Genomic DNA, 26,090 nt, shown 5'->3' on the forward strand with positions numbered 1-26,090 from the left:
GGGCGATGATCACCCGATCGTGTTCGAGGAGTGCCCGTGCTGCCTGCGTGATCATCCCACTACCTCCGGTGCTCCGCCCGGCGTGGCGACGGCGCCCAGGCGCAGTTCGCGGCCGTTCCACAGGCCCCACGCGTCGAACTCCTCGCCGCCCGTCAGCGCCAGCGCCTGGTCCAAGGCAAGGTCGCCGCGAACCTGGAGGCCGCGGCCTTCGCCGTCGACCAGGTGCCTGATGTCCGCACTGACCCGGACCGCCGCGCAGCCCAGCGGGTGGAGGCGTTGCCAAGGGTCGGCTTTCAGCTGCTCCTCCAGCCCGGCCAGCGCGGCCCGCCACGACGCCGGCGCGGGCACCGGGTCCGGTTGCCGCTCCACCAGCAACTCGCCCACGGCCACCCGGTGCGGCGGGACGCCGGGATACGGGTGCAGCACCCCCTGCACCTGCACCCCGTGCGTCAACGGCGGCACGGGGCGGGCGCCGCCACCGGCATGCCGCACGGCCACCACCCAGCCGTGCGCCCGACCCCACGCCCACTGCCGCACGGTCCGCACGAGGCCGTCGTCGCTCTCCACCTTCAACAACGGCGCCCACTGGTCCGTCCAACCCGGACCGGCGCGCACCTCCTCCTCGGCCACGGAGAACCCCAGCCGGCGGCGAATCACTGGATCAGGTGAGGACGACAGCCGCGCCAACAAATGCAGCCCGCCCAGCCGGTCCGCCGCGTCGTGCGCCCACCGCGGCCCGCCCGCCGCCACGATCCCGCGCACCTCGTCCACCGCCGACGCCAGCCCCTTGGCCTGCGCGTCCACCATCCGCGCCTGGGTCGAGTGCCACCACGCCGCGTCACGCGCGGGCAGCCCCGCCAACCCCGCGCCGGCCACGTCGCCCAGCCAGTCGGTCAACCCGGCGACGCCGGCGCGCACCGCGTTCTCCCTGGCCCTGGCCGTCTTCTCCTTGGCCTTGGCCCGCCGCTCGACCGCCTCCGGCGACTCGTCGGAGGCGGAGGAGCCCGACGAGCCCGACCCGGCGGGACCCGCGGCACGCTTGCGGCGGTTCAGCCACTCCGTCACCCAGTCGGGCGTCTCCGCCACCGGGAACGGCTCGCGCAGGTCCCGCAGCTGCAACGCCAACGCGTGCTTGCACGGGAACTTCCGCGACGGGCACGAGCACTTCGTCGCCCGGTCGCCCAGGTCGACGCACACCTGGTACGGGTTCTTGCCGCTGCCCTTGCACAGACCCCACAGGGCCGTGTCGCTGCGACCCGTCCCCTGCCACCCGGAGAACCCCGCCAGCCGGGTGGCGCTGCTCGCCACCTGGCCGTCCGGGGCCTGCTCCAGAAGCGCTTGTGCGTCCATGCCGGCAGACGTTAGAGGCACCCACCGACAGAATCGGGGCACTCGACGGCAGAAAGTCGATCAATCCAGGTCAGGACCCCGACGTGCCCAGGACCAGGCGTACTTGGGGTCCTCGGACGCCACCGCGGCCTCGCCGAGGTCGAGCGGCCGGAAGGTGTCGACCATGACCGCGGTCTCGTCGAAGTAGTCCACCCCGAGCGACGCCTCGACGGCACCCGGCTGCGGCCCGTGCGTGCAGCCCGACGGGTGCAGCGACAGCGAGCCGATGCCGATGCCGGAGCCCTTGCGCGCCTCGTAGTTGCCGCCGACGTAGAACATCAGCTCGTCCGAGTCCACGTTGGCGTGGTTGTACGGCACCGGGATCGCCAACGGGTGGTAGTCGACCTTGCGCGGCATGAACGAGCACACCACGAAGTTCGGCCCCTCGAACGTCTGGTGCACCGGCGGCGGCTGGTGCACGCGGCCCGTGATCGGCTCGAAGTCGCGGATGTTGAACACCCACGGGTACAGGCAGCCGTCCCAGCCGACGACGTCGAACGGGTGATTGGCGTAGGTGAACCGGGTGAGGCCCGCGCGGTGCCGCACGAGCACCTCGACGTCCTCGCCCTCGACCAGCAACGGCTCCGCCGGCCCGCGGACGTCGCGCTCGCAGTACGGCGAGTGCTCCAGGAACTGGCCCTTGGCCGACAGGTACCGCTTCGGCGGTCCGATGTGTCCGGTGGCCTCCAGCACCAGGATGTTCATGGGCTCCGACGGCACCACGCGGTACGTGCACGACGTCGGCAGCACCACGTAGTCGCCCTCGGCGACCGGCAGCGCGCCGTAGATCGTCTCCACCACCCCCTCGCCGGACTGCACGTACAGCAGCTCGTCGCCGGCCGCGTTGCGGTACAGCGGGCTGGGCGCGGTGGCGGTCACGAAACCGATGACCACGTCGGCGTTGCCGAACAGCGTGCGGCGGCCGGTGACCGCGTCCACCTCGGCGGACTCCCAGGTCAACGCCGGTGTCTTGAAGTGCCGCGGCTTGAGCGGGAGGTTCGGCGTCAACGCGCCGCGCGTCTCTTCGACGGTGACCGCGTCGACGATCGCGGTCGGCAGGTGGCGGTGGTAGAGCAGCGCCGAATCGGCCGAGAAGCCCTCGACCCCCATGAGCTCTTCCGCGTACAGCCCGCCCTCCGGTGTGCGGAACTGGGTGTGGCGCTTTCGGGGGATCTCACCCACCTGGCGGTAGTACGCCATGGTTCACTCCGGGCGTTCGATAGTCGGACATCTTTGTTCATTGACCGGTACGCCACTAGCGTGTCAGCCGTGTCAAGCGCCTTCGAACTCCGTGCGCCCGGTCCACGCGGCACTCCGCCCCTGCTCGCGAGGCTTGTCGACGACGCCGCACTGTTCCCGCCGGGCAACGCCTCGATGCCCGACGCGGTCCGCGGCCACCTCGACGCACGTGCCGGGGAATGGGCCGGTGCGGTCGGCCTCTTCCTGTGCCCCGCTTCGCGACTGGCCGAGCTCATCACCGAGTTGATCAAGGTCAAGCCGGTGAAGCCGGTCGCCCTCTCGCTGGTCATCGACACGGGTCTGGGAGGTGTGCCCAAGGCCGTGTCGATCGTCGAGTCCCGCAGTGAGCTCTTGGCGCTGCGGATGGTCGAGATGCCGGCCCCGTCCGACGTGGACGAGGTGTGGCTCGAACGCGTCTCCGAGTTCGTGCCCGAGGACGTCATCCGCGTCGTCGAGCCCCGGCGGGGCGGCGCCGAGTGGCTGGACGGCGTGCGCCGCGTCATCGAGCACGGCAGCTGGCCGAAGCTGCGCTGCGGCGGGGTCAGCAAGGAGAACTTCCCGAGCGTGGACGAGGTCGCCGACTTCCTGGCCGTGGTGAGCAGCGGCGGCGTGGCCTTCAAGGCGACCGCCGGCCTGCACCACGCCGTGCGGCACACGGACGCCGAGACCGGGTTCACCCACCACGGGTTCCTCAACCTGCTCGTCGCAACCGCGCGTTCGCTCTCCGGTGGCGACGTGCGCGAGGCGTTGTCCAGCACGGACGCGGTCGCGCTGGGCGAAGAGGCCAACGGGCTGTCCGACCAGGCCGCGCACGCCGTCCGGGGCGTGTTCGCCTCCTACGGGTCGTGCTCGCTGGACGAGCCGATCGCCGACCTGGAGGAGCTGGGTCTGCTGTGAGCTGGATCGAGGACCCCGCGTTCACCGCGGACGAGCCGTTCGGGCCGCAGACGCTGCCCTACGGCGTGGTGCCCGGCGGTGTCGCGGTGCGGGTGGGCGACCAGGCGTTGTTGCTGCGGGGACTGGCCCTGGGCGAGCGGCTGGAGCCCTTGGTGGCCACGGGCACGCTGGACGCCCTGCTGGCGGCCGGCCGGCCCACGTGGAGCGAACTGCGGGCGCGGCTGGTCGAGATCGTCTCGGCCACGTCGGCGCCGCGCGGCGCGGAGCTGGTCGGGCTGGACGGCGCCGTGCTGCCGTTCACCGTGGCCGACTACGTGGACTTCTACTCGTCGCGCCACCACGCGGAGAACGTCGGCCGGATCTTCCGGCCCGACGGCGAGGCCCTGCTGCCGAACTGGACGCACCTGCCCGTCGGCTACCACGGCCGGGCCGGGACGGTGGTCGTGTCCGGCACGCCGATCGTCCGGCCGCACGGGCAGCGGCGGTCGTCGTCCGGCCCGGTGTTCGGGCCGACGGGCCGGCTGGACATCGAGGCCGAGGTCGGGTTCGTCTGCGGCGGGCCGGTCGCCTCGCGGCTGACGCCGTCGCAGGCGGTCGAGCACGTGTTCGGCGTGGTGCTGGTCAACGACTGGTCCGCGCGGGACGTACAGGCGTGGGAGTACCAGCCGCTCGGGCCGTTCCTGGGCAAGTCGTTCGCCACGTCGGTCTCGGCGTGGATCACGCCGCTGGAGGCGTTCGCGGTGGCCCGGGTGTCGCCGCCGCCGCTGGGCAACGACCTGCTGCCGTACCTGGTCGAGGACCGGTCGTGGGGCCTGGACATCGACCTGGAGGTCGAGTGGAACGGCACGGTGGTGTCCAGGCCGCCGTTCCGCGAGATGTCGTGGACTTTCGCGCAACAACTCGCGCACCTGTCGGTGAACGGCGCTACCGTTCGGCCGGGCGACCTGATCGCGTCGGGCACCGTGTCCGGCCCGGCCCGCGACGAGCGCGGCTCCTTCCTGGAGCTGAGCTGGGGCGGGAAGGAGCCGGTGGTGCTCGACGACGGCGAGCGGACGTTCCTGGAGGACGGCGACACGGTGCGGATCACCGCGACGGCTCCGGGTGAAGGCGGTTCGGTCGTCGGGCTGGCCGAGGTCCTCGGCACGGTCGTCCCCGCCGACGAGAGGTAGAGCGTGGTCAGACCCGATCCCCGCGGCCGGCTGCCGGCACCCGCGTCGAAGGAGAGCTCGCTGACCCTGGAGCGGGGCCTGGCCCTGCTCCAGGCGGTGGCCGACGCCGAGTCGGAGGCGCCGTCGATCAGCGAGCTGGCGGCGGCCATCGGCGCGTCGCGGGCGGCGGTGTACCGGCTGCTGGTGCCGTTGCAGTCGCGTGGGCTGGTGCGGCGGGAGGGGTCGAAGGTGCGGCTCGGGCTCGGCGTGCTGCGGCTGGCGTCGAACGTGCTGCCGCAGTTGCGGCTGGCCGCGCAGCCCGCGCTGCGGACGCTGGCGGAGACGGTGGGCGCGACGGCGCACCTGACCGTGGCCGACGGGAGCGAGGCGCAGGCGGTGGCCGTGGTGGAGCCGTCGTGGACGGCGTACCACGTGGCCTACCGGGTCGGGTCGCGCCACCCCGTGCACCGGGGCGCGGCGGGCAAGGCCATCGGGCTGTCGCCGGAAGGGCGGCAGTGGGTCCACTCGACGGGCGAGTTGCAGCCGGGTGCGTTCGGGGTGGCGGCGCCGGTGCGGGGCGTGCCCGGATTGCGGGCCAGCGTGGGCGTGGTGGCCCTGGAGAAGCTGGACGGTGACGTGGTGGGGCCGCACGTGGTGCGGGCGGCTCAGGAGGTCGCCGACGCGTTGCGCTGACGCACAGTAGCGTCTGGGACACTCTCAGTGAGACTAAGGAGAACGAAGTGATCGCTCTGTCCGAGGACATGGAGAACTCGGCCGAGGACGTCCACTTGTTCACGGTCGCCGAATACGTCGAGCTCGGCGAAACCGAGCGCGGCTACTCCGAGCTGCAAGAGGGTCGTATCTTGATGTCGCCGAGTCCGTCGCCGAACCACAATCGCGCCTCATTGCGACTCGCGATGCAGTTCGTGGAACAACTGCCCGCCGACCTGGAAGTCATCCAGGACATCGACGTCGATCTTGAACTGTCGCCCTACGGCGACCCCGGTTTCTCGCGTCGACCGGACTTGGTGGTGGTCCAGCGCGGTGCGCCGGATCGTGTCTCCCGCGAAGGGGGATTGCTGAACGCGTCAGAGGTGGTCGTCGTGATCGAGCTCGTGTCGCCGGGGTCGAAGCGCATGGATCGGGTCATCAAGCGCGGGGAATACGCCGACGCGGGTATTCCGCACTACTGGATCGTCGACCTGGACCCGCCGATCTCCTTGGTCGCGTGTCACCTCGCCGGCGATTTCGGGTACCAGGACGCCGGTGACGTGGTGGGCGAGTTCACCACGTCGGTGCCCTTCCCGGTGACGTTGAAGCTCGACGGGCTGGTCTGACGCCCGGGGCGGACCGGTGGTCAGCGGTCGGCGCGGAGGACGCGCAGGAGGGTGGTCCGGAGGGTGCGCCGACTCCTCCTCGGACAGCTCGGCCGGCCTCGACCTCCTCGCTCGCCGCGTGGCCGAGCTTCACCGTGACGGCGATCAGCAGTCCACCGGCAGCCTGTCGTCGAACTCGCCCGTCTCCCGGCCCCGCCGGATCACCCGCGCCGGCCGCCCGGCGACCGGATCGCCGCCCGGTACACCCTGCACGTGGTCAACCTCGGCAAGCCGCTCGCCATCGACGTCCACTTCTTCGGGCGGTTCACCCCGGACGGCCGGATGCGCGAGGCCCACCTGCTCACCCGCGGCGTCGACGCGACCGCTTAGCCCACCACCGCCTGCCACAGGGCCACCAGGGCGAACGCGGCGAACACGAAGCCGCTCACCCGCTGGATCAGGTGCGTCGGGATCCGGGTGGCGATCCGGCGGCCCACCAGGACCGCGATCGCGGCGACCGTGACCAGGGCCAGGAACGCGCCGAGGCCGACGAACACCGGGCTGGCGTAGCGGGCGGACAGGGCGGCCGTGGCGAGCTGCGAGGCGTCGCCCCACTCGGCGGCGAACAGGACGCCGAACGACGTGAGTGCGGCCCTCCGGAACGTCACCCGATCGGGCCCGTTCGCGGCCGCGCCCGCCTCGTCGCCGTCCTTCGAGAAACCCTCTTTGAGCAGCAGGAACGCCCCTACGCCGAACAGCGCGGCGACCACGCCCGCGACCACCCGGTCGGGCAGGAGGGTGAGCACGCCGCCGAACGTCGCGGCCACCACGCACTGGATCGCGAACGCCGCCGTGACGCCGGCGAACACCGGCCAAGCCCGGTACCGCGTGGTGAGCACGAGGGTGGCGACCATGGTCTTGTCCGGCAGCTCGGCCAGGAAGACGATGGCGAAAGCCGTCGCCGCCGCGATGAGTTCAGGTGCCACGGGAACCTCCGACGTCCGATGTGAACCCGGACGGAGGCAGCACGACCCCGACCGGGCGTGGTGCGCTACCCGGCCGGAGGTCTCGTTCGCCCGTTCCGGAGAACGGGTGAGGGACCGGATCCGCGCGCAGGCGGATCAGTGTGTCGATCCTCTCGCCCCGGTCGTGGTGACCCGGGGGAACTACTCCCCTCTGGCGAACCCAGACTACCCCGTGCGGCCGTCCACCTCGGACGTGACGGTGCGCACGCGCCGCTGGTCCGGCTCGATCGCGATCACGGCGATGGCAGGAACGCCAGGCCCGGGGAGGACGTCGCCGGCTCGCGTCGAACCTCAACCTGGTGGCCGGCCGCAGACCAGGAGTTCGCGCACAGGACCTTGGTCCCGGGTCCCGGGGGACCGTCGTACCTGAGGCCGGCCCCCGGCCCGGACCTACGGTCGACCCGTGGACGTCCTCGACCTGGCACGGTGGCAGTTCGGCATCACCACCGTCTACCACTTCCTGATGGTGCCGCTGACCATCGGGCTCTCCCTGCTGGTGGCGGGGATGCAGACCGCGTGGGTGCGCACGGGTGACCGCAAGTACCTGGCGATGACCAAGTTCTGGGGCAAGCTGCTGCTGATCAACTTCGCCATGGGCGTGGTCACCGGCATCGTGCAGGAGTTCCAGTTCGGCATGACCTGGAGCGCCTACTCGCGCTTCGTCGGCGACGTGTTCGGCGCGCCGCTGGCGATGGAGGGCCTGGTCGCGTTCTTCGTCGAGTCGACGTTCCTCGGGCTGTGGATCTTCGGCTGGGACCGCCTGCCGAAGAAGGTCCACCTGGCCTGCGTGTGGGCGTTCTCGCTGGCCACGATCGCCTCGGCGTACTTCATCCTGGCCGCGAACTCGTGGATGCAGCACCCCGTCGGCGTGGAGCTGGTCGACGGGCGGCCGCGGCTGACGTCGATCTGGGCGGTGCTGGGCAACAACACCACGCTGGCCGCGTTCCCGCACACGATCTTCGGCGCGTTCGCCGTCGCCGGGACGTTCCTGGTCGGCGTCGCGGCGTGGCACCTGTGGCGGCGCAGCGACGACGGGCCGGTGTGGCGCGCGTCGGTCAAGTTCGGCACGTGGGTGGGCGTCGCGGCGTTCACCGGGCTCGCGATCACCGGTGACATGCAGGGCAAGCTGATGTTCGAGCAGCAGCCGATGAAGATGGCCGCCGCCGAGGCGCTGTGCCACACCGAGTCGCCCGCCGCGTTCTCGGTGTTCGCGCTCGGCGACGTGTCGCGGCCCGACTGCGAGAACGTCAAGAGCATCACGGTGCCCGCGCTGCTGTCGTTCCTGGCCCACAACGACTTCACCACCGAGGTGAAGGGCATCGAGGACCTGGTGCCGATGTACCAGGAGAAGTACGGCGCGAACTACCCGGTCGACCCGAAGCTCGGCGAGCTGTCGGGCAAGCCGATCGACTACGTGCCGAACCTGCCGGTCACGTACTGGGGCTTCCGGCTGATGATCGGCTTCGGCGGCATCGCGGTCGGCGCGGGGCTGCTGATCCTGTGGCTGACGCGCGGTGGTCGGACGCCGCGCGGCCGGTGGTTCAAGTGGCTGGCGCTGGGCAGCATCGCGACGCCGTTCCTGGCCAACAGCTTCGGCTGGATCTTCACCGAGATGGGTCGGCAGCCGTTCGTGGTGGTGCCGAACCCGAGCGGGGTGGACGGGGTGTGGATGTTCACCGCGCGGGCCGTGTCGTCGTCGACACCGGGGGAGGTGTTGACGTCGCTGGTCGCCTTGACGCTGGTCTACGGGGTGTTGGCGGGCGTCGAGGTGTTCCTGATCCGGCGGTACGTCCGCGCGGGGATCGCGGGCGTGCTGCCGGCTCGAAAGCCGGATGACGACGCCGGATCGCGTGACGACGACGTCCTGACGTTCGCTTACTGAGAGGGGGAGCCGTGGAGACGTTCTGGTTCTGCGTGATCGCCCTGCTGTGGCTGGGCTACCTGTTCCTGGAGGGCTTCGACTTCGGCGTCGGCATGCTGCTGCCCGTGCTCGGGCGCTCGGAGCGCGAACGGCGGGTGCTGATCAACACCATCGGGCCGGTGTGGGACGGCAACGAGGTGTGGCTGCTGGTGGCGGTCGGCGCCACGTTCGCCGCGTTCCCCGCCTGGTACGCGGCGCTGCTCAGCTCGGTGTACCTGCCGCTGGTGCTGTTCCTGCTGGCGCTGATCGGGCGCGGTGTCGCCTTCGAGTACCGGGGGAAGGTCGACTCGGCGCGGTGGCGGCGGGTGTGGGACGCGGTCATCGTGACCGGGTCGTGGACCGCCGCGCTCGCGGTCGGGTTGCTGCTCTCGACGACCGTGTTCGGGATGCCGCTGGACGCCGCCGGCGACCGCGTCGGCTCGCCGTTCGCCTCGATCCGGTGGGAGACGCTGCTCGGCGCGGTGGCGGTGGCCGGGTACGCGCTGGTGCACGGCGCGGTGTTCCTGTCGCTGAAGACCGAGGGCGACGTGCGGGAACGGGCGCGCGCGCTGGCGTTGAGGGTCGCGCCGGTGGCGTTGCTGCCGCTGCTGGTGCTGCTGCTGATCGTGCAGCTGCGGTTCGGCTCGGTGTGGACGTGGGGCGCGTCGATCGTGGTGGCGCTGGCGGCGCTGGGCGCGTACGGGCGGCTGGTGCTGCGGCGCGAGGGGCAGGCGTTCGCGCTGATGGGCGTCGTGGTGGCGGCGGCGGTGGCGGCGCTGTTCGGCGCGCTGCACCCGAACGTGCTGCCGTCCACCTTGGACCCGGCCTGGTCGCTGACGGTGGCGGGCGCGGCGTCGAGCCCGTACACGCTGACCGTGATGACGTGGGTCGCCGCGTTCGGCACGCCCGCGGTGCTCGTCTACCAGGGGTGGACGTACTGGGTGTTCCGCAAGCGGATCGGCACCCGGCACATCCCGGAGGCCCACGTGCCCGCCGGGACGACCCGATGAACTTCCCCGGAGCCCCTTCCGCCAAGAAGCCGGGGAAAGGCCCGCTCGGCGCGCTGCCCGCGCTCTCGCGCTCGGCGCGCCGGGCGTTGGCCTGGTGTGCGGTGCTGGCCGCGCTGACGGCCGGCGCACTGGTGTGGCAGGCGGTCGCGCTGGCGTCGGCGCTGGTGACCGGCGGGTCGTTGTGGGTGCTGGCGGGCGCGGTGGTGGCGCGGGCGGTGCTGGCGTGGGCGACCGAGACGGTGGCGGCGCGTGCGGCGGCGGGCGCGAAGGAGGAGCTGCGGGCGGCGGTGCTGGACCGGGCGCTGGGGCTCGGGCCGTCGTGGATCGTGGCGCGGGGGCCGGCGTCGTTGGCGGTGCTCGCGACCAAGGGGCTGGACGCGCTGGACGCGTACTTCACCCGGTACCTGCCGGCTCTGGTGACGACGGCCGTGGTGCCGGTGGCGGTGGGCGGTTGGATCTTCTTCACCGACCCGACGTCGGCCGTGCTGATCGCGGTGACGCTGCCGCTGATCCCCGTGTTCGCGATCCTGATCGGCCGGTTCACCTCGGCGCGGGTGGCCGCGGCGGCGACGGCGCTGGAGCGGTTGTCGGGGCGGCTGGCGGAGCTGGTGCGGGCGCTGCCGGTGCTGACCGCGTTCGGGCGCGCGGCGGCTCAGGCGTCGGCCGTGCGGGAGGTGGGCGAGCGGTACCGGCGGGCGACCATGGGGACGTTGCGGGTGGCGTTCCTGTCGGCGCTGGTGCTGGAGATCGTGGCGTCGCTGTCGGTGGCGCTGATCGCGGTCGGCATCGGGCTGCGGCTGGTGTCGGGGGAGATGACGCTGGTCACGGGCCTGGTGGTGTTGATCCTCGCGCCGGAGTGCTACCTGCCGTTGCGGGCGGCCGGTGCGGCTCACCACGCCTCGGAGGACGGGGTGGAGGCCGTGCGGCGGGTCGCGGAGATCCCCGCGCCCGCTCCGGCGAAGGACGGCTCGGTCGGCCAGGACGGCTCGGTCGGCTCGGTCGAGGGGGTGGAGGTCCGTGATCTCCGCGTCCGGCGGCGGGAGCGGTTCGCGCCCGACGGGGTCGGGTTCCGGGTGCGGCCCGGCGAGGTGCACCGGCTGGACGCGCCCAGCGGGGCGGGCAAGTCGACGCTGTTCGCCGTGCTGCTGGGGTTCGTGGAGCCGGACGGCGGGTCGGTGGCGGTCGACCGGTCGGCCATCGCCTGGGTGCCGCAGCGGCCCGCGTTCGCCGGGCGGACCGTGGCCGACGAGCTGGAGCTGACCGCGGGCCGGGTCGACCACGACGTGCTGGCGTCGGTGGCGGCCGACCACCTGGTGGCGCGGCCGATCGCGGAGCTGTCGACCGGGGAGCGGCAGCGGGTCGCGGTCGCGCGTGCGCTGACCCGGGTCCGGGACGGCGCGACGGTGCTGCTGCTGGACGAGCCGACCGCGCACCTCGACCCGGCGACGGCCGCGAAGGTGATGGCCGCCGTGCACCGGGCCGCCGAGGGTGGTGCGGCGGTCGTGCTGGCGACGCACCGGCTGGTGGGTGAGCAGGCCGAGGAGGTCGCGGCGGCCCGTGAGGTCGGCGTCGTGGACGACCGGTCGACCACCGCGCGGACGCCGCGGCCGACCCGGCGGCTGCTGGCGGGTGCGTTGCTGGGCGCGGCGGCTTCGCTGAGCGGTGTGGCGTTGACGGCGTTCGCGGCCTACCTGATCGCGAAGGCCGCGACCCAGCCGCCGATCCTGACGCTGTCGGTGCTGGTGGTGGGCGTGCGGACGTTCGCGCTGGCCAAGGGCGTGTTCCGGTACCTGGAGCGGCTGGTGTCGCACGACGCCGCGTTCCGCTACGCCGAGGCGCTGCGGGTCCGGTTGTGGCGCGGCCTCCGGCCGGGTCGGGCCGAGCTCACCCGACTGGTCGACGACGTCGACGCGGTCCGCGACCTGGTGCCGCGCGTCCTGCAGCCGCCGCTGATCGCGGTGGGCGTGTCGGCCGCCGCGGTGGCGCTGTTCGCGATCATCGAGCCGATGGCCGGCCTCGCGCTGGCCGTGGCGCTGGTCCTCGGCGGCACGCTCGCGCCGGTCGTCGCGGTGCTCGCCGAACGCCGCGCCACCGCCGTGCTCGCCAGGGGACGGCGGCACGTGTCGGAGCAGGTGCTGACCCTGCTCACCGCCGCACCCGACCTGATCGCGTTCGGCGCCGACCGCGAGGTGCGCGCCGAGCTGGCGCGCCAGGACGCCGAACTCGCCCGCCAGGCACGGCGGCAGGCCCTCGGCGCGGGCGCGGCGATCGGCATCGTGCACCTGACGACCGGGCTGGCGTCGGCGGTGTGCATCGGCCTGGTCGGCGGCGTCGACCCGCTGCTGGTGCCCGTCCTCGGGCTCGTGCCGCTCGCGTTGGCCGAGGTGTTGGGCGCGCTGCCCGCCGCCGCCCAGCACCGCGCGGCGTTGCGCGAGTCGTACGGCCGGATCGTCGACCAGTCGCCGAGCACCTCGCCGGCCCGGGTCGAGCAGGGTTCGGTCGGCGGCGCGGTCGGGCTCGAAGGCGTGACGCTGAAGTGGCCGGGCAGCGCGGAACCCGTGCTGGAGCGGGTGTCGTTCGACCTGCCGGCCGGTGCCAAGGTGGCCGTGGTGGGCCCGTCGGGCGCGGGCAAGTCGAGCCTGTTCGCGTTGCTGTTGGGGTTCCTGGAACCCGAACGCGGGCTGGTGTGGCGGCCCGACCGCGTGGCCTGGTGCCCGCAGGAGCCGATGCTGGTCTCGACCACGGTCCGCGAGAACCTGCGGCTGGGCGACCCCCGAGCGGATGACGCGCGGTTGCTCTGGGCGCTCGACGTCGCGGGCGTCCGGCTGGGCCTCGACACCGTGATCGGCCCGACCCTGCTCTCGGGCGGCGAGGCGCAGCGGGTCGCGCTGGCCCGCGCCCTGCTCCACGACGCCGACCTCGTGCTGCTGGACGAGCCGACCGCCCACCTCGACGAGCCGACCGCCGCCGCGTTGCTGGCCCGCCTGGACGACGTGCTGCGGGACAAGACCGTCATCCACATCACCCACCGGCCGGCGGAAGCGGACCGCGCCGACCTGGTGCTGGACGTCGCCGACGGGCGGATGCGGACCAGGGCCTACCGTTGACCACCGTGGACCCAGCCCGCGTGCTCGCCGCGTCGACCGAGATCACCTCGGCCGCCCTGGCCGGCGACGACCCGGACGCCGTGCTGCCGCTCGTGGTGCGCAGCGCCGTCGAGCTCGCCGGCGCGGACCTCGGCCTGGCCATGGTGACCGCGGAGGACGGCACGCTGACCGTCGAGGCGTCCTCCGGCGACGACGACCCGGTGGGCGTCGTGCTGTCGAGCCGTTCGTCGGCCGCACGGGCGGCGCGGACCGGCGTGCCCGTGGTCGCGGACGACTTCACCACCGACCCACGCACCGCGCCGTTCGTGCCCAAGGAGCTGCGGGGCTACGGGCCGTTCGCGGTCGCGCCGTTCGGCACCAAGGAGCGCCGGATCGGCGCGCTGGCGGTGTACCGGCGCAAGGGCGCGCAGCCGTTCAGCCAGGACACGGTCGAGGTGCTGGCCGCGTTCGCCGCGCAGGCGGGGCTCGCGGTCGTGCTGGCCGAGGGGTCGACCGCGCGGCAGCGGATAGCGGTCTACCAGGAACGCGAGCGCATCGCGCGCGACCTGCACGACGTGATCATCCAGCGGCTGTACGCGACCGGCGTGCAGCTCGACCTGCTCGACCGGCGGCTCAAGCTCGACGGCCGGGAGGCGCGGCGGCTGGCGGACTGCGTGGACCAGCTCGACCGGACGATGGCCGAGGTCCGCGCCACCGTCCGGGCCCTGCGCAGCGCGGACCCGGGCAAGCCCGCCGACGTCGACCTCAAGGGCTCGGTGCTGGCCGAGGCGCGCACGGCGGGCGAGCTGCTGGGGTTCGAGCCGGAGGTGCGCGTCGAGGGCGACGTCGCGGACGTGCCCGCGGACCTGGCCGACCACGCCCGCGCGGCGCTGCGGGAGGCGTTGTCGAACGTGGTGCGGCACTCGGGCGCCCGGCACGTCGGCATCGCGCTGCGCCGCACGCCCGACCGGCTCGACCTGGAGGTCGCCGACGACGGGTGCGGCGTCCCGCGCGGGGTGGCCAAGCGGGGGTTGCGGCACCTGGAGGAGCGCGCCCTGGCGGCCGGCGGCGGTTGCGAGATCACCTCGTCGCCCCGGACCGGCACCACGATCAGCTGGCACGTGCCGCTAGCGTGACCGGCGGGCCACCCAGGCGGCGGCCTGGGTGCGGCGTTCCATGCCCAGCTTCGACAGCACGGCGGTGACGTAGTTCTTCACCGTCTTCTCCGCCAGGAACAGCCGTTCGGCGATCTGGCGGTTGGTCAGGCCCTCCCCGATCAGGTCCAGCACCCGCCGTTCCTGCTCGGTCAACGCGTCCAGCACGTCCACCTCGACCGGGCGGCGCATGCGGTCCAGGACGCGGGACGTCGTCTGCGGGTCCAGCAGCGAACGGCCGGCCGCCACCTCGCGCACCGCCGTCACCAGGTCCTGCCCCCGCACCTGCTTGAGCAGGTAGCCCGACGCACCGGCCATGATCGCGCCGACGAGCGCCTCCTCGTCGTCGAACGCGGTCAGCACCAGGCACCTGGGCCCGTCCGCGAGGCCGCGCAGCCGGCGGCACAGCTCCACGCCGCCGCCGTCGGGCAGCCGCACGTCCACCACGGCGACGTCGGGCCGGGTCGCCGAAGCGCGGACCAGGGCCTCGTCCACCCCGCCCGCCTCGGCGACCACCGAGATGTCGTCCTCGTCCTCCAGCAACTCGCGCAGCCCCCTGCGCACCACCTCGTGGTCGTCTACGAGCAACACTCGCACCGGCACGAACCAACCATAGGTCGAATGCCGGTACCCACCGCGCGCGCCCGCCAAGACAGTGCAGGAATGCTCGTACGCGCGATCGAGGAAGCCGACCGGATCGTCGTCGGCAGGCTGGTGCTTGAACTGTGGGGCGCGCACACCGCGGTCGCCCACGGCCAGGTGTTCTTCCCGGCGAGCCTGCCCGGGTTCCTGGTCGAACAGCAGGAGACCGTGGTCGGGTTGCTGACCTACGCCGCCGCCGACGGACACTTGGAGATCGTCACCATCGACGCGTTGCGAAGAGGCAGGGGTGTCGGGAGCTCGTTGGTCGACGCCGCCGTCCGCCGGGCCCGCCAGCTCGGCTGCTCCAGGGTCAGGCTCACCACGACCAACGACAACCTCGACGCCCTGCGCTTCTACCAGCGCCGCGGCTTCCGGCTCACCGCCCTGCGCGCCGACGCGGTGCGCGAAGCCCGTCGCCTCAAGCCGGAGATCCCCAGCGTCGGGGACTACGGCATCCCCATCACCGACGAGCTGGACCTGGAACGTTGGGTCGCGCCGCGCTAGTTGTCCACAGGTCCCGGGCGAACTGTCCACAGGTTGTGCACAACTGGCGGCTACCTGCTGGGCAGTGGGCTGAACACCTCGTCCCACGCCGCCGCGACCTGCCGGGCGCACGTAGCGGGCGCGACTCCGCCTACGCCCGTGCCCAGGCCGGGCATGGCGATCGTGCGGACGACCTCGCGCACCGGGCGGCCGTCGTCCAACCGGCCGCCCAGCCACAACCGCAGCACGGCGCGCGCGGCCAGGTACGGGTGCACGGTGTCCTCGGGCAGCAGCTCACCGGGCTGCCGCATGGTCGGCGCGCTGATCAGCCACTCGGGCTCGGGCTCGCCGGTCGGCACGACCAGCGCCTCGCCCACCGGCAGCTCGCCGCCGTGCAGGCCGAGCACGGCACTGCGGACATTGCCCTCCACCAGCGGGAACGCCCGCGCGTAGACCGCGTCGATGCCCCCGCGCATCCAGCCGGAGGAGTTGGCGGGGCTCACCACGGCCTCGGCGACGATGTCGAGCACCGAGCCCCGGTGCACCTCGACGCCGCTGCGGCCCTCGGCCACCGCGAGCCAGGCGCGGGCGAGCGGTTCGTCGACGGCGCACAACACCAGACGGGGAACTGCTACCGGAGCGTTGATCTCACCCTCCGTATCGGCGGCGGACACGTCACCAGCATTCCAGGAGAACGGGTTGCGGCGGAACGGGGGCGGGCACCCACCAGGCGGGTGATCCTCGCCTCAACAACGGTCACCGGACGTGGTCCTCGTATCGTTGCGGCCGTGCTCGCCTACTTCGGACCGCAGGGAACGTTCACCGAGCAGGCCGCACGCGGCTTCGCCTCTCCGCAGCAGGAGCTCGTGCCGTTCGACACGGTGCCCGCCGCCCTGGCCGCCACCCGGCGCGGGGAGACCGCGTCGGCGTGCGTGCCGGTGGAGAACTCCGTCGAGGGCGCGGTGCCGGCGACGATGGACGCGCTGACCGAGGGCGAGCCGCTGGTCGCGGTCGCCGAGGCCGTGCTCCCGGTGCGGTTCAGCGTGCTGGTGCGGCCCGGCGGCGAGCCCGTGCGCACGGTCGCGAGCCACCCGCACGCGCTGGCCCAGGTGCGGCACTGGCTCGCCGAGCACCTGCCGCAGGCCCAGGCGGTCGCCACGACGTCCACCGCCGCCGCGGCGCGGGCCGTGCTCAACCGCGAGTTCGACGCCGCCGTGAGCGCTCCGGTGGCCGTGCGGCACTACCCGCTGGAGGTGCTGGCCACCGACGTGGCCGACGTGCGGGACGCGAAGACCCGGTTCCTGCTCCTCCGCCCGCCCGGCGAGCTGCCCGAGCCGACCGGCCACGACCGCACGTCCGTCGTCTGCACGGCGGCCGACCGGATCGGCGCGCTGTCGGAGCTGCTGACCGAGCTGGCGCTGCGCGGCATCAACCTGACCCGCATCGAGTCGCGGCCGACCAAGGGCAGGCTCGGCGAGTACCGGTTCTACATCGACTTCGACGGCCACGTGGTCGAGCCGAGGGTGGGCGACGCGCTGGCGGCGCTGCACCGGCACTGCCCGCAGACCCGGTTCCTGGGCTCGTACCCGAAGGCCGAGCCGGGCGGTGTGGTGGCGGGCAACGAGGAGTTCGTGGCGGCGGCCGAGTGGGTCGACGCGGTCCGGAGGGGGCACGGCGCGTGAGGTTGATCCTGGTCAGACACGGCGAGACGGCGTCGAACGTGAAGATGGCGCTGGACTCGCTGCCACCCGGTCCGCCGCTGACCGACGCGGGCCGGGCCCAGGCCGCCGCGCTGGCCGAGCAGCTGGCCGCCGAGCCCGTGGCGGCCGTGTACGCCAGCACGGCGGTGCGCGCGCAGCAGACCGCGGCGCCCGTGGCGGCGGCGCACGGCCTGGACGTCGAGGTCGTGGACGGCGTGCAGGAGATCTTCTGCGGCGACCTCGAAGGGCGGCACGACCGCGAGGCGTTCGAGGTCTTCATCGCCACGGTGAAGCAGTGGGCCGAGGGCGAGCTGGACGTGCCGCTGCCCGGCGGCGAGAGCGGTCGCCAGGCCCTGGACCGCTACCTGGCCGCGGTCGACGGGATCGCCGCCAAGCACCGCGACGGCGACACGGTGGTGCTGGTCAGCCACGGCGCGGTGCTGCGGATGGGCGCGCTCGCCCTGGCCCGCAACGTGGGCCCCGCGCTGGCCGAGGCGGGCCTGCTGCCCAACACCGGCCGGGTCGTGCTGGAACGCGGCGGCGACGGCTGGCGCTGCACGTCGTGGACCGGGGTGGACGTGGTCGGGGACTGATCAGCGCCGCGCGCCCGCCGGGACCGGCTTGGTCAACGGGACGACGCCGTCCTGGACGGCGCCGCGCCGGTACCCCGAGCGCTCGTAGAGGGCGACGTTGCGGTGGCTCCGGGCGCCGGTGTGCAGCCGCGCGGTGCGCACCCCGGCCGGCGCCTGCTCCTCGGCGAAGCGGAGCAGCCAGGCGCCGAGCCCCCGGCCCGCGAGGTCGGGCGCGACCATCAGGCGCCCGATGTCCCACGTGTCGCCGTCGCGGCGGGCGCGGACGGCACCCACCAGCCGGCCGTCGAGGCGCGCGCACCACACCGCCCAGTCGGCCGTCCAGGCGCGGACGTCGTCGACCGCCTCGTGCAGCGGCGCGAGGTCCCAGTCCTGGTTGGCGACGGCCTCCTGGACCCAGCAGCAGCGCTGCAGGACGACGAGCTCCGCCGCGTCGGCGGCGTCGGCGGGCCGCAGGCGCACCCCCGGCACCGGCGGCGGGACGGCCGGGGCGACCGCGTCGCCGTCCGGCCGGTACAGCGGGCGCAGGACGTGGGCCAGGCGGACCAGCTCGCGGAACGCGTGGCGCGCGGCCTCGTCCCTGGACGGGTCGTCGAGCAGTCGCCCGTCGTCGCCGAAGTGGTCGCCGATGCGCAGGGCGACGGTGGCCCCGGTGGGCATCATGCGCAGGGTGGTGGCGACCTGCTTGGCCATGTGGACGCCGCGCGTGCCCGCCGAGGTGTGGCCGTAGCCGACGAAGGACACCGGCTTGTACGCCCACTCCTCGGACAGGTGGTCCAGGGCGTTCTTCAGGGCGGCCGGCATCCCGTGGTTGTGCTCGGGGGTGACGATCGCGAACGCGTCGGCGTCGGCGACGAGCCGGCTCCACGCCCGCGTGTGCTCGTGGTGGTAGATGCCGGAGGAGGGGTGTTCGGGCTCGTCCAGGAGGGGCAGCCCGATCCGCGCGAGGTCGGCGATGGCGGTCTCGGCGGCGCCGTCGACCGCGACGTCGTGGTTGACCCGGGTGAACCACTCGCCGACGGCACGGCCGAGCCGACCGGGTCGGGTGCCGGCGATGACCACCAGGACGCGGACGGGTTTCTTTGACATGTCAACGAGGCTAGCCCCGGTTTCGTTGACATGTCAAAGGTGGCAGGATGGGGCGATGCCCGAGGTGCCGTGGTTGACGCCGGACGAAGAGCGGGCGTGGCGGGCGTTCCGGCGCCTGCTCACCGTGCTGCCCGCGCGCACCGCTCGCGACCTCGCCGCGCTCGGCCTCTCCTCGACCGACTACGAGGTGCTCAGCACGCTGTCGGAGAAGCCGGACCGGCGTTGGGGGCTGCGCGACCTCGCCGCGAAGATGCAGTGGTCGCGCAGCCGGCTCTCGCACCACGCGGCCCGGATGGAAGCCCGCGGGCTGCTCGAACGCACCGAGGACGTCAACGACGGCCGCGGCAGCATCTACCACCTCACCGACGAGGGCTTCGCCGCGCTGGAGCAGGCCGCGCCGGGGCACGTGCGGTCGGTGCGGGACCGGTTCATCGACCACCTGTCCGCCGACGAGCTGACGACCCTGGAGACCATCGCCAACCGGATCGCGGACCTGCCCGACTGATCAGGCTGGGCGCGTCTAGCCCCAGCCCAGCTCGTGCAGCTTGGCGTCGTCGATGCCGAAGTGGTGCGCGATCTCGTGGACCACGGTGACCACGACCTCCTCCACCACGTCGTCCTCGGTGCGGCAGATGTCCAGGATCGCCTCGCGGTAGATGGAGATCCGGTCCGGCAGGACGCCGCCGTAGTCGGTGGTCCGGCTGGTCAGCGCGATGCCGTGGTAGAGGCCGAGCAGGCTCGGCACGTCCGCGTTGCGGTCCTCGACCAGCACCACGACGTTGCTCATCGCCGCCGCGAAGTCCGGCGGGATGAGGTCGAGGGCCTCGCCGACCAGCTCCTCGAACCGCTGACGGGTCATCTCCACCGGCATGTCGTCACCTCGACGTCGTCGTGGTCGTGGCTGTCGTCGTCTCGTCCGACTTCGGCGGCTTGGAGCCCGACGAGGGCGGCGCGGCGGAGCTGGAGTTGGACTGCGAGTGCAGCGGCGCGCCGGTCGGCTCGTCCTGCTGCACGGCGGTCGTCTGCGGCGGGTTGGACGTGGTCAGCGGCGGCGCGTTCGGGTTGCGGACGCTGCCCTCCCACGCGATCAGGACGTTGTCCACGGGCTGCGCGCCGACCTTGCAGTTCGCCAGCCGGGAGCCGGCGGCCCAGCTCTCCGGCGCCCGCGTGTCCCACGTGACGATGAGGCCGCGGGCCTTGAGGTCGGCGCCGCCGGTGTACTCGGCGGTGAGCCTGCCGCACTCGCCGAACAGCACGTCGTCCTGCTGCTCGGCCGGCGGGAACTCGCCGGGCGGCAGGGGCACCACGCCGGTGATCTCGAACGTGTGCGGCTTCGCGCAGTCGATCGGGTCGCCGACCGACCCGGTGGCGGTGATGCCGAGGCACACGCCCGGGTCGTAGACGTCGGACTGGTCCTGGGTGCGCGCCGTGCCGTAGGACGGGAGCAGCCCGCCCGCCGGACCGGCCACCTGCAGGCCGCAGCGCAGCGTCCGCTGCCCCTCGCCCCACAGCCGCTCGCCCGGGTTCAGCGGACCGACCGTGTACTTGCCGAACGGGTCCAACTTGCCGCCGAGGTAGTCCAGCGACGTCTTCGCGCACTGCTCCTGGCTGATCAACTGCCACTGCTCGTCGTCCGGGAACGGCGCCTGAGGCCCGTGAGCGGCGGAGATGTCCGCCACACCGGTAACCTCGAACAGGTGCTGGGCCGCGCAGTCGACCTTCTCGACGTCCGAGAGGTCCGGCTTGGTCCAGTTCAGGCAATCACCCGCCTGAGCAGCCATGACGGGGTTGACCTTGGTCGTGGCCGGGCTGCCGAGGCCGCCCGCGCCCACCGGCCAGCCCGTGAGCGTGCTCAGGGCGAGCAGCACGAACGCGCCAGCCGACGCGCCGAGCATGACCAAGTGGTCACCTCGACGAAACCAGCGCGTGGTGGCGGACATCTACTCCATGATGCCTGTGTAGGCCGTGCAACCGTTCGGGCGGGTGGAGAGTGTTGCTTTTGGGACACTCGTCACCCATTCGGCGGCCGATCTCTGTACCGTCCCCGCCGGGAGTGGCTGATGACTGAGAACGACAACACCGGTAGCGCCGCGACGCCCGGCCAGGGTGGGCCGAGCGGACCGGACCGATCGAGCGGACCGGCGACGCCGGGGCCGGGGAGCGGTGGCGCGTCGCCGCCGCCGTACGTGCCCCCGACGCCGCAGGGCGCGCCGCAAGGACCGCCGTCGGGTGGTCGTGGCCAGATCCGCAACCAGGAGGCGGGCCAGACCAAGCCCCGGCCGCCGACACTGGCCGAGCAGCGCGCCCGCGCTGCGGCGATCGAGCAGCAGCGCGAGCAGCAGCTCGCCGTCGAGGCCGAGGAGGCGCGGCGCAAGAAGCTGCGCAAGCGGCTGCTCATCGGCGGTGGCGTGGCCGTCGGCGTGGCCGGCGTGGTGGCCATCTGGTACGCCGCGTCCAGCCCCGACGACGTGGTCGCGCAGTGCGTCAAGGACGACGTGGTGGTCGAGGACCAGTACTGCGACGAGAGCTACGCCCGGTCGCACGGCGGCTACGTCAGCGGTGGGTTCATCTACATCGGCGGCAGCTCGTACCGGTACAACTACGGCGCGCCGAGCACCCCCGTCGGCCAGAAGATCAGCGGCGGCACCTACACCATGCCCAAGGGCGCGAACATCAGCACCAAGTCGGGCACGGTCGTGCAGCGCGGTGGGTTCGGCGTGTCCGGCGGCAGCAAGAGCGGGGGCAGCTGAGTGCGTCGGGAGACCTCCGCGCCCCGGCCGAACTGGCAGCGCACCGTCTCCGAGCAGGGGCTGGTGTTCGGGGCGCCGGCGCGGGCCGCGGACGGCAGCCCGCGCCCGTACTGGGACGAGTCGGCGCACTACGTCTTCGACATGAGCGACGTGCTGTCGCTGGAAGCCGACGTCGAGCTGCTGCACAACATGTGCCTCGAAGCCGTCGACAACGTGGTGGTCACCGAGCGCTACCGCGACTTCGGCATCAACGAGTGGCTGTGGCCCGCGATCGCCGAGTCGTGGAAGCGCCGCGACCCGCACGTCTACGGGCGGTTCGACCTGCGCTACGACGGCAGCGGGCCGGCCAAGCTGCTGGAGTACAACGCCGACACGCCCACGTCGCTGCTGGAGGCGTCGGTCGTCCAGTGGAACTGGAAGACCGACGTCCACCCCGAGGACGACCAGTGGAACTCGATCCACGAGAAGCTGGTCGAGCGCTGGGCCGAGATCGGCGGTCGGCTGCCGTCCAACGAGCTGCACTTCACCTGGTCGGGTGCCGATCCCTCGGGTGAGGACCACGTCACCGTGGCCTACCTGCAGGAGACCGCGGCCGAGGCGGGCATGGACACCGTCGGCCTGGCGATCGAGGAGATCGGCTGGGACTCGCTGCTGAAGCGGTTCGTCGACCTCGAAGACGCGCCGATGGGCACGGTCGTGAAGCTCTACCCGTGGGAGTGGGTGGTCGACGAGCAGTTCGGCCGCTACGCCGTGGAGAGCCTGCCCGGCACCCTGTGGGTCGAGCCGCTGTGGAAGATGCTGCTGTCCAACAAGGCGCTGCTGGCCGTGCTGTGGGAGATGTACCCGGGCCACCCGAACCTGCTGCCCGCGTTCCTGGACGACCCCGGCCTGCTCACCGAGTACGTGCGCAAGCCGAGGCTGGGCCGGGAGGGGCAGAACATCCAGATCGTCGCCCCCGGCTACGAGACCCAGACCGGCGGGGTCTACGGCAAGGAGGGCTTCGTCTACCAGCTCTTCGACCCGCTGCCCGAGTTCGACGGCTACCGGCCGGCGCTCGGCGCGTGGGTCGTCGGCGACGCCTCGGCGGGCCTCGGCATCCGGGAGACCGTCGGCCTGGTCACCGACGACGGCGCGGCGTTCGTGCCGCACAGGATCGTCGAATGAGACCCTCCCCGTAACGCGTGACCGCACCACGCCCGTCCTCACCACACCCGTCCTCACCACACCCGTCGTCACCGGCTCCTTCACCGGCGGCACAACCGATCAACCTGCACATGGAGGGTCTGTGATTCCCCCACTCGCGTTGGACCCCGGCTTCGGGTCCGCCATCGGCACCGGCGTCGGTGCGATCGCGCTGTACGCGATCGTCGGCCTCATCCTGATGGTCGTCGGCTTCTACGCCATCGACTGGACCACCCCGGGCAAGCTGAGCGCCCTGGTCCGCGGTGGCGCCCCGAACGCGGTCATCGTCACCTCCGCCGGTCTGGTGAGCATGGCGCTGATCGTCGTCGTGGCGATCTACAGCGCGGCGGGCAAGCTGGACGAGGGGCTGCTCTCGGCCCTGATCTTCGGCTTCGTCGGCATCATCGTGCAGGTCCTGGCGGTGCGGCTGCTGGAATGGGTGACCAGGTTGGACATCGGCTCGCTGATCGAGTCGGACCGCTTCGCGCCGGCCAGCGTCGTCGTGGCTTCGGCGCACGTCGCCCTCGGTCTCGTGGTCGCCGTCGCGATCTCGTAGCTCGCACGGCGAAGGGGGCGTGCCCGCTGGTCGGGCACGCCCCCTTCGCGCTGCCTGGGCCGTGCTGCCGGGTCGCACTGCCGGGTCGGGCCGCCGAGCCCGTACCGCCCGGGATGTGCTGGTCAAGCCACTGGCAGCCGCTTCCGCCAGTCCATCGGCCCCACCTTGATCCGGGTGCGCGCCGACCCGTTCCACTCGACGGGCAGGCCGCTCGCCGCCAGCGCCGCGACCACCTCGCGCGCCACGGCCTCGTCGGCCGCCGCGTGGTCGGTGGACCCGTGGCCCGCGGGCTCGCCGAACGAGCCGTAGGCGAGCCACACCCCGTCGCCCGCCACCGCGCTCTCGGTGTCCTGCCGGTGGAAGAACACGTACCCGCGCGCGTCGTCGCCCGCCTCGTCGCCGATCTCGGCGTGCCCGCACGTCTGGCAGCACGTGAAGTCGGCGCGCGCCACGATCCCGTCGCGGTCGAGCGCGTCGAACACGGCGAACAACCGGTCCACGTCCGTGCTCTCCGGCCACGCCTCCTGCTCCGCGGACCGCTCCCGCCACACCCGCTCCACCACCGCCCGCGCGACCGCCGGTGTGATCGGGTGCTCGTCGGCCACGTAGTCGAGCACCTGCTCCACCGTGTCGTCCAACGAGGTCATGCCCGCGTGCACCAGGGTGCGCGCGTAGTTCTCGGCCAGTTCCGGCGCCTCGGTGGGCAGGCCGGCGTCGTCGTCCGTTCGTTCAACCACGCGCGCATCCTGCCCGAGGGGTCCGACAGCGGCGTCCGGCAGCGGGGCGCGACGTCGTGCAAACCGTTTCCGGCCGGGTACTACCCTTCCTGGTGTGATTGACCTCAAGGCACTGCGCGAGAACCCGGAAGCCGTCCGCGCGTCGCAACGCGCGCGTGGCGAGGACGAGACCGTGGTCGACGCGCTGCTGTCCGCCGACGAGCGCCGCCGGGCCGCCATCGCCCGCGCCGACGCGCTGCGCGGCGAGCAGAAGACGTTCGGCAAGCAGGTCGGCCGGGCCAAGGGCGAGGAGCGCGACGCGCTGCTGGCCAAGGGCAAGGAGCTGGCCGCCGAGGTCAAGGCCGCCGAGGCGGAGCAGTCCGCCGCCGAGGCGGAGCTGAACGAACTGCACCGCGCCGTGCCGAACGTGGTCCACCCCGACGCGCCCGAGGGCGGCGAGGACGACTACGTCGTGCTCAAGCACGTCGGCGAGCCGCGCGAGTTCGACTTCCAGCCGCTCGACCACCTGGACCTGGGCGTCCGGCTCGGCGCGATCGACATGGAACGCGGCGCGAAGGTGTCCGGCTCGCGCTTCTACTTCCTGACCGGCGTGGGCGCGCAGCTGGAGCTGGCGCTGCTGAACATGGCCGTCGCCCAGGCCACCGCGGCCGGGTTCAAGCTGATGATCACGCCGACGCTGGTGCGCCCGGAGATCATGGCCGGCACCGGGTTCCTCGGTGCGCACGCGAGCGAGATCTACCGCCTCGAAGCCGACGACCTGTACCTCGTCGGCACGTCGGAGGTGCCGCTCGCGGGGTACCACGCGGACGAGATCCTGGACGGCCCGAAGCGGTACGCGGGCTGGTCGTCGTGCTACCGGCGCGAAGCCGGCTCGTACGGCAAGGACACCCGCGGGATCATCCGCGTGCACCAGTTCAACAAGGTCGAGATGTTCTCCTACGTCAAGCCGGAGGACGCCGAGGCCGAGCACGCCAGGCTGCTGGCGTGGGAAGAGGAGATGCTGGCCAAGATCGAGGTCCCCTACCGGGTCATCGACACGGCCGCGGGTGATCTGGGCACGTCGGCCGCGCGCAAGTTCGACTGCGAGGCGTGGATCCCGACCCAGCAGGCGTACCGGGAACTGACGTCGACCTCGAACTGCACCACGTTCCAGGCCCGTCGGCTCAACGTGCGCTACCGCGACGAGAACGGCAAGCCGCAGATCGCCGCCACGCTCAACGGCACGCTGGCCACCACGCGGTGGATCGTCGCGATCCTGGAGAACCACCAGCAGGCCGACGGCTCGGTCGTCGTCCCGCAGGCGCTGCGCCCGTTCGTCGGCCTGGACGTGCTCAAGCCCTCCTGACCGACGTCTCGTGGTCGACCACGATCCGGTGGGCATCGCGATCAGACCAAGCTGATCAGACCCCGCTGATCAGACCCCGCTGATCAGACCCAGCTGAGCTGCCCGAACTCCGCACCGAGGGGCACCGACTCCGGCAGGTCGTCGCCGGAGTCGAGTGCCTCCAGCAGGCGCAGCACGTCCACGGCCGCGTCGTCGTCCCCGAGGTCGCCCAACGCGGCTTCCAGCAGCACCCGGGCCTCCGTCGGGCGCTCCTCGGCCCAGCGGACGCACGCCAGCAGCACCCAGCACCCGGCCCGCGCCAACCGCACGGCCGCGTCGTCGGCCTGCTCGCGGTACAGCGACACGGCACGGGTCAGCCGCCGGCCCGCGAGCGCGAGGTCGCCCTCCTCGATCGCCAGCACGCCCAGCTCACGCAACGCCCACGCCACGCCCGCCCGGTCGCCGTGGTCGTACTGCCACTCCACCACCTCGGCCAGGCACGCGGCGACGCCGCCCTCCTCGCCGAGCGCCCGCCGGACGCTCGCCAACACGTCCAGCGCGCCCACGTGCGCCGTGAGCGATTCGGGCGTCGGCTCCGCCTGGCACCGCGCCCGCCGGACACCCACCTCCCGCTTGGCCAACTCCTCGGCCGCCGGCAGCAGACCCCGCTCCGCGCTGCTCAACGCCGCCGCCCGCAGCACCTCGGCCGCCGAGTCGGACAGCGGGAACCGGTCCGCCAACTCCACGCTCGTCTCCCGCAGCCCGGCCACGTCCGGCGCCTCCGCCCACAGGTGCAGGAGCAAGGTCGCCGCGTCCTCCACCGCGCCCTTCGTCATGCACGCCCGGATGCCCTTCATCACCTTATCCATGGCG

Annotated in this window: 26 protein-coding genes; 16 read left to right on the plus strand and 10 right to left on the minus strand. The window is 72.8% G+C overall.

The genetic code is table 11. The features are described from left to right. Window positions 1–51 precede the first annotated feature (51 nt). Complete coding sequence (locus ABTZ99_RS04620) at window positions 52–1,350, minus strand: SWIM zinc finger family protein (protein ID WP_499608115.1); 1,299 nt, start codon at window positions 1,348–1,350, stop codon at window positions 52–54. Window positions 1,351–1,410: 60 nt separating this feature from the next. Continuing rightward, entirely contained in the window at window positions 1,411–2,589 is a 1,179-nt protein-coding gene (locus tag ABTZ99_RS04625; RefSeq protein ID WP_499608117.1) for a homogentisate 1,2-dioxygenase, read from the minus strand. A 69-nt stretch (window positions 2,590–2,658) separates the two neighbouring features. Between ABTZ99_RS04625 and ABTZ99_RS04630 the strand changes: the two genes are divergently transcribed. From ABTZ99_RS04630 to ABTZ99_RS04645, 4 genes are read left to right on the plus strand one after another with little or no spacing between them, the layout of a single operon-like run. Next, complete coding sequence (locus tag ABTZ99_RS04630; RefSeq protein ID WP_498771148.1) at window positions 2,659–3,525, plus strand: hypothetical protein; 867 nt, start codon at window positions 2,659–2,661, stop codon at window positions 3,523–3,525. After that, window positions 3,522–4,694 (plus strand): fumarylacetoacetate hydrolase family protein, encoded by a 1,173-nt coding sequence (locus ABTZ99_RS04635; RefSeq protein ID WP_498771146.1) that lies wholly within the window; start codon window positions 3,522–3,524, stop codon window positions 4,692–4,694. Before ABTZ99_RS04630 ends, ABTZ99_RS04635 begins: the two co-directional genes overlap by 4 nt. Window positions 4,695–4,697: 3 nt before the next feature. Further along, window positions 4,698–5,366: an IclR family transcriptional regulator gene (locus ABTZ99_RS04640; RefSeq protein ID WP_498771144.1), complete on the plus strand. Its 669-nt coding sequence runs from the start codon at window positions 4,698–4,700 to the stop codon at window positions 5,364–5,366. Window positions 5,367–5,413: 47 nt separating this feature from the next. Beyond that, a complete protein-coding gene (locus tag ABTZ99_RS04645) occupies window positions 5,414–6,010 on the plus strand; it encodes a Uma2 family endonuclease (protein WP_499608121.1) in 597 nt (198 codons plus the stop codon). 365 nt (window positions 6,011–6,375) lie between these two features. Here the strand turns inward: ABTZ99_RS04645 and ABTZ99_RS04650 are convergent, their stop codons facing one another. Next, a complete protein-coding gene (locus ABTZ99_RS04650; protein ID WP_499608123.1) occupies window positions 6,376–6,975 on the minus strand; it encodes a TMEM165/GDT1 family protein in 600 nt (199 codons plus the stop codon). Between the two features lie 442 nt (window positions 6,976–7,417). Between ABTZ99_RS04650 and ABTZ99_RS04655 the strand changes: the two genes are divergently transcribed. Genes ABTZ99_RS04655 through ABTZ99_RS04670 form a run of 4 tightly spaced genes read left to right on the plus strand, consistent with a single transcriptional unit; the run spans window position 7,418 to window position 14,146 of the window. Next, complete coding sequence (locus ABTZ99_RS04655) at window positions 7,418–8,896, plus strand: cytochrome ubiquinol oxidase subunit I (protein WP_498771138.1); 1,479 nt, start codon at window positions 7,418–7,420, stop codon at window positions 8,894–8,896. A gap of 11 nt (window positions 8,897–8,907) precedes the next feature. Further along, complete coding sequence (gene cydB, locus ABTZ99_RS04660; RefSeq protein WP_498771136.1) at window positions 8,908–9,924, plus strand: cytochrome d ubiquinol oxidase subunit II; 1,017 nt, start codon at window positions 8,908–8,910, stop codon at window positions 9,922–9,924. Next, window positions 9,921–13,031, plus strand: coding sequence for a thiol reductant ABC exporter subunit CydD (gene cydD / locus ABTZ99_RS04665; RefSeq protein WP_499608126.1), 3,111 nt, complete (start codon window positions 9,921–9,923; stop codon window positions 13,029–13,031). Before cydB ends, cydD begins: the two co-directional genes overlap by 4 nt. After that, the gene (locus ABTZ99_RS04670) at window positions 13,028–14,146 is read left to right on the plus strand and encodes a GAF domain-containing sensor histidine kinase (protein ID WP_498771132.1); all 1,119 of its coding nucleotides are present in this window, start codon (window positions 13,028–13,030) and stop codon (window positions 14,144–14,146) included. Before cydD ends, ABTZ99_RS04670 begins: the two co-directional genes overlap by 4 nt. Here ABTZ99_RS04670 and ABTZ99_RS04675 read toward each other — a convergent pair. Continuing rightward, on the minus strand, window positions 14,138–14,767 hold the full coding sequence (locus tag ABTZ99_RS04675; protein ID WP_498771130.1) for a response regulator: 630 nt from the start codon (window positions 14,765–14,767) through the stop codon (window positions 14,138–14,140). The two genes, ABTZ99_RS04670 and ABTZ99_RS04675, sit on opposite strands and share 9 nt — an antisense overlap. A 60-nt stretch (window positions 14,768–14,827) precedes the next feature. On the opposite strand from ABTZ99_RS04675, the gene ABTZ99_RS04680 reads away from it, so the two are divergent. Continuing rightward, on the plus strand, window positions 14,828–15,310 hold the full coding sequence (locus ABTZ99_RS04680; protein ID WP_498771128.1) for a GNAT family N-acetyltransferase: 483 nt from the start codon (window positions 14,828–14,830) through the stop codon (window positions 15,308–15,310). A gap of 50 nt (window positions 15,311–15,360) precedes the next feature. On the opposite strand, the gene ABTZ99_RS04685 is transcribed toward ABTZ99_RS04680, so the two are convergent. Then, complete coding sequence (locus tag ABTZ99_RS04685) at window positions 15,361–15,963, minus strand: macro domain-containing protein (RefSeq protein ID WP_498771126.1); 603 nt, start codon at window positions 15,961–15,963, stop codon at window positions 15,361–15,363. A 114-nt stretch (window positions 15,964–16,077) separates the two neighbouring features. On the opposite strand from ABTZ99_RS04685, the gene pheA reads away from it, so the two are divergent. Both pheA and ABTZ99_RS04695 read left to right on the plus strand, forming a co-directional pair. Then, window positions 16,078–16,971: a prephenate dehydratase gene (gene pheA / locus ABTZ99_RS04690; protein WP_499608131.1), complete on the plus strand. Its 894-nt coding sequence runs from the start codon at window positions 16,078–16,080 to the stop codon at window positions 16,969–16,971. After that, window positions 16,968–17,582 (plus strand): histidine phosphatase family protein, encoded by a 615-nt coding sequence (locus ABTZ99_RS04695; protein ID WP_498771122.1) that lies wholly within the window; start codon window positions 16,968–16,970, stop codon window positions 17,580–17,582. Before pheA ends, ABTZ99_RS04695 begins: the two co-directional genes overlap by 4 nt. Here ABTZ99_RS04695 and ABTZ99_RS04700 read toward each other — a convergent pair whose 3' ends face one another. Then, window positions 17,583–18,668 carry a GNAT family N-acetyltransferase gene (locus ABTZ99_RS04700; RefSeq protein WP_499608134.1) on the minus strand — a complete coding sequence of 362 codons (1,086 nt, stop codon included), beginning with the start codon at window positions 18,666–18,668 and terminating at the stop codon, window positions 17,583–17,585. Between the two features lie 55 nt (window positions 18,669–18,723). Between ABTZ99_RS04700 and ABTZ99_RS04705 the strand changes: the two genes are divergently transcribed. Then, complete coding sequence (locus tag ABTZ99_RS04705; protein WP_498771118.1) at window positions 18,724–19,173, plus strand: MarR family winged helix-turn-helix transcriptional regulator; 450 nt, start codon at window positions 18,724–18,726, stop codon at window positions 19,171–19,173. Window positions 19,174–19,188: 15 nt separating this feature from the next. On the opposite strand, the gene ABTZ99_RS04710 is transcribed toward ABTZ99_RS04705, so the two are convergent. Further along, the gene (locus tag ABTZ99_RS04710) at window positions 19,189–19,539 is read right to left on the minus strand and encodes a metallopeptidase family protein (RefSeq protein ID WP_230569370.1); all 351 of its coding nucleotides are present in this window, start codon (window positions 19,537–19,539) and stop codon (window positions 19,189–19,191) included. Between the two features lie 4 nt (window positions 19,540–19,543). After that, window positions 19,544–20,608: a septum formation family protein gene (locus ABTZ99_RS04715; RefSeq protein WP_499608137.1), complete on the minus strand. Its 1,065-nt coding sequence runs from the start codon at window positions 20,606–20,608 to the stop codon at window positions 19,544–19,546. A gap of 120 nt (window positions 20,609–20,728) precedes the next feature. Between ABTZ99_RS04715 and ABTZ99_RS04720 the strand changes: the two genes are divergently transcribed. The 3 genes from ABTZ99_RS04720 to ABTZ99_RS04730 all read left to right on the plus strand — a co-directional run bounded on the left by ABTZ99_RS04720 (window position 20,729) and on the right by ABTZ99_RS04730 (window position 23,156). Then, a complete protein-coding gene (locus tag ABTZ99_RS04720; RefSeq protein WP_498771114.1) occupies window positions 20,729–21,418 on the plus strand; it encodes a hypothetical protein in 690 nt (229 codons plus the stop codon). Then, entirely contained in the window at window positions 21,419–22,582 is a 1,164-nt protein-coding gene (locus tag ABTZ99_RS04725; protein WP_498771112.1) for a glutathionylspermidine synthase family protein, read from the plus strand. It begins immediately after the preceding gene. A gap of 121 nt (window positions 22,583–22,703) precedes the next feature. Further along, complete coding sequence (locus ABTZ99_RS04730) at window positions 22,704–23,156, plus strand: DUF350 domain-containing protein (RefSeq protein ID WP_230569367.1); 453 nt, start codon at window positions 22,704–22,706, stop codon at window positions 23,154–23,156. A 122-nt stretch (window positions 23,157–23,278) separates the two neighbouring features. On the opposite strand, the gene ABTZ99_RS04735 is transcribed toward ABTZ99_RS04730, so the two are convergent. Next, on the minus strand, window positions 23,279–23,893 hold the full coding sequence (locus ABTZ99_RS04735) for a DUF6891 domain-containing protein (protein WP_498771110.1): 615 nt from the start codon (window positions 23,891–23,893) through the stop codon (window positions 23,279–23,281). Window positions 23,894–23,987: 94 nt separating this feature from the next. On the opposite strand from ABTZ99_RS04735, the gene serS reads away from it, so the two are divergent. Then, entirely contained in the window at window positions 23,988–25,238 is a 1,251-nt protein-coding gene (gene serS, locus ABTZ99_RS04740; protein WP_499608142.1) for a serine--tRNA ligase, read from the plus strand. A gap of 83 nt (window positions 25,239–25,321) precedes the next feature. On the opposite strand, the gene ABTZ99_RS04745 is transcribed toward serS, so the two are convergent. Next, on the minus strand, window positions 25,322–26,086 hold the full coding sequence (locus ABTZ99_RS04745; RefSeq protein WP_499608144.1) for a hypothetical protein: 765 nt from the start codon (window positions 26,084–26,086) through the stop codon (window positions 25,322–25,324). Between the last annotated feature and the right edge of the window lie 4 nt (window positions 26,087–26,090).

It is taken from the genome of Actinosynnema sp. NPDC002837 (genome assembly GCF_040295345.1).
Taxonomy (GTDB): Bacteria; Actinomycetota; Actinomycetes; order Mycobacteriales; family Pseudonocardiaceae; genus Actinosynnema.

What these genes read in the sequence shown, in the direction of transcription:
- ABTZ99_RS04620 (WP_499608115.1), bottom strand. Translation starts at nt 1,350, where the DNA reads ATGGACGCACAAGCGCTTCTGGAGCAGGCCCCGGACGGCCAGGTGGCG.
- ABTZ99_RS04625 (WP_499608117.1), bottom strand. Translation starts at nt 2,589, where the DNA reads ATGGCGTACTACCGCCAGGTGGGTGAGATCCCCCGAAAGCGCCACACC.
- cydD (WP_499608126.1), top strand. Translation starts at nt 9,921, where the DNA reads ATGAACTTCCCCGGAGCCCCTTCCGCCAAGAAGCCGGGGAAAGGCCCG.
- ABTZ99_RS04680 (WP_498771128.1), top strand. Translation starts at nt 14,828, where the DNA reads ATGCTCGTACGCGCGATCGAGGAAGCCGACCGGATCGTCGTCGGCAGG.
- ABTZ99_RS04700 (WP_499608134.1), bottom strand. Translation starts at nt 18,668, where the DNA reads ATGTCAAAGAAACCCGTCCGCGTCCTGGTGGTCATCGCCGGCACCCGA.
- ABTZ99_RS04705 (WP_498771118.1), top strand. Translation starts at nt 18,724, where the DNA reads ATGCCCGAGGTGCCGTGGTTGACGCCGGACGAAGAGCGGGCGTGGCGG.
- ABTZ99_RS04710 (WP_230569370.1), bottom strand. Translation starts at nt 19,539, where the DNA reads ATGCCGGTGGAGATGACCCGTCAGCGGTTCGAGGAGCTGGTCGGCGAG.
- ABTZ99_RS04715 (WP_499608137.1), bottom strand. Translation starts at nt 20,608, where the DNA reads ATGTCCGCCACCACGCGCTGGTTTCGTCGAGGTGACCACTTGGTCATG.
- ABTZ99_RS04720 (WP_498771114.1), top strand. Translation starts at nt 20,729, where the DNA reads ATGACTGAGAACGACAACACCGGTAGCGCCGCGACGCCCGGCCAGGGT.
- ABTZ99_RS04745 (WP_499608144.1), bottom strand. Translation starts at nt 26,086, where the DNA reads ATGGATAAGGTGATGAAGGGCATCCGGGCGTGCATGACGAAGGGCGCG.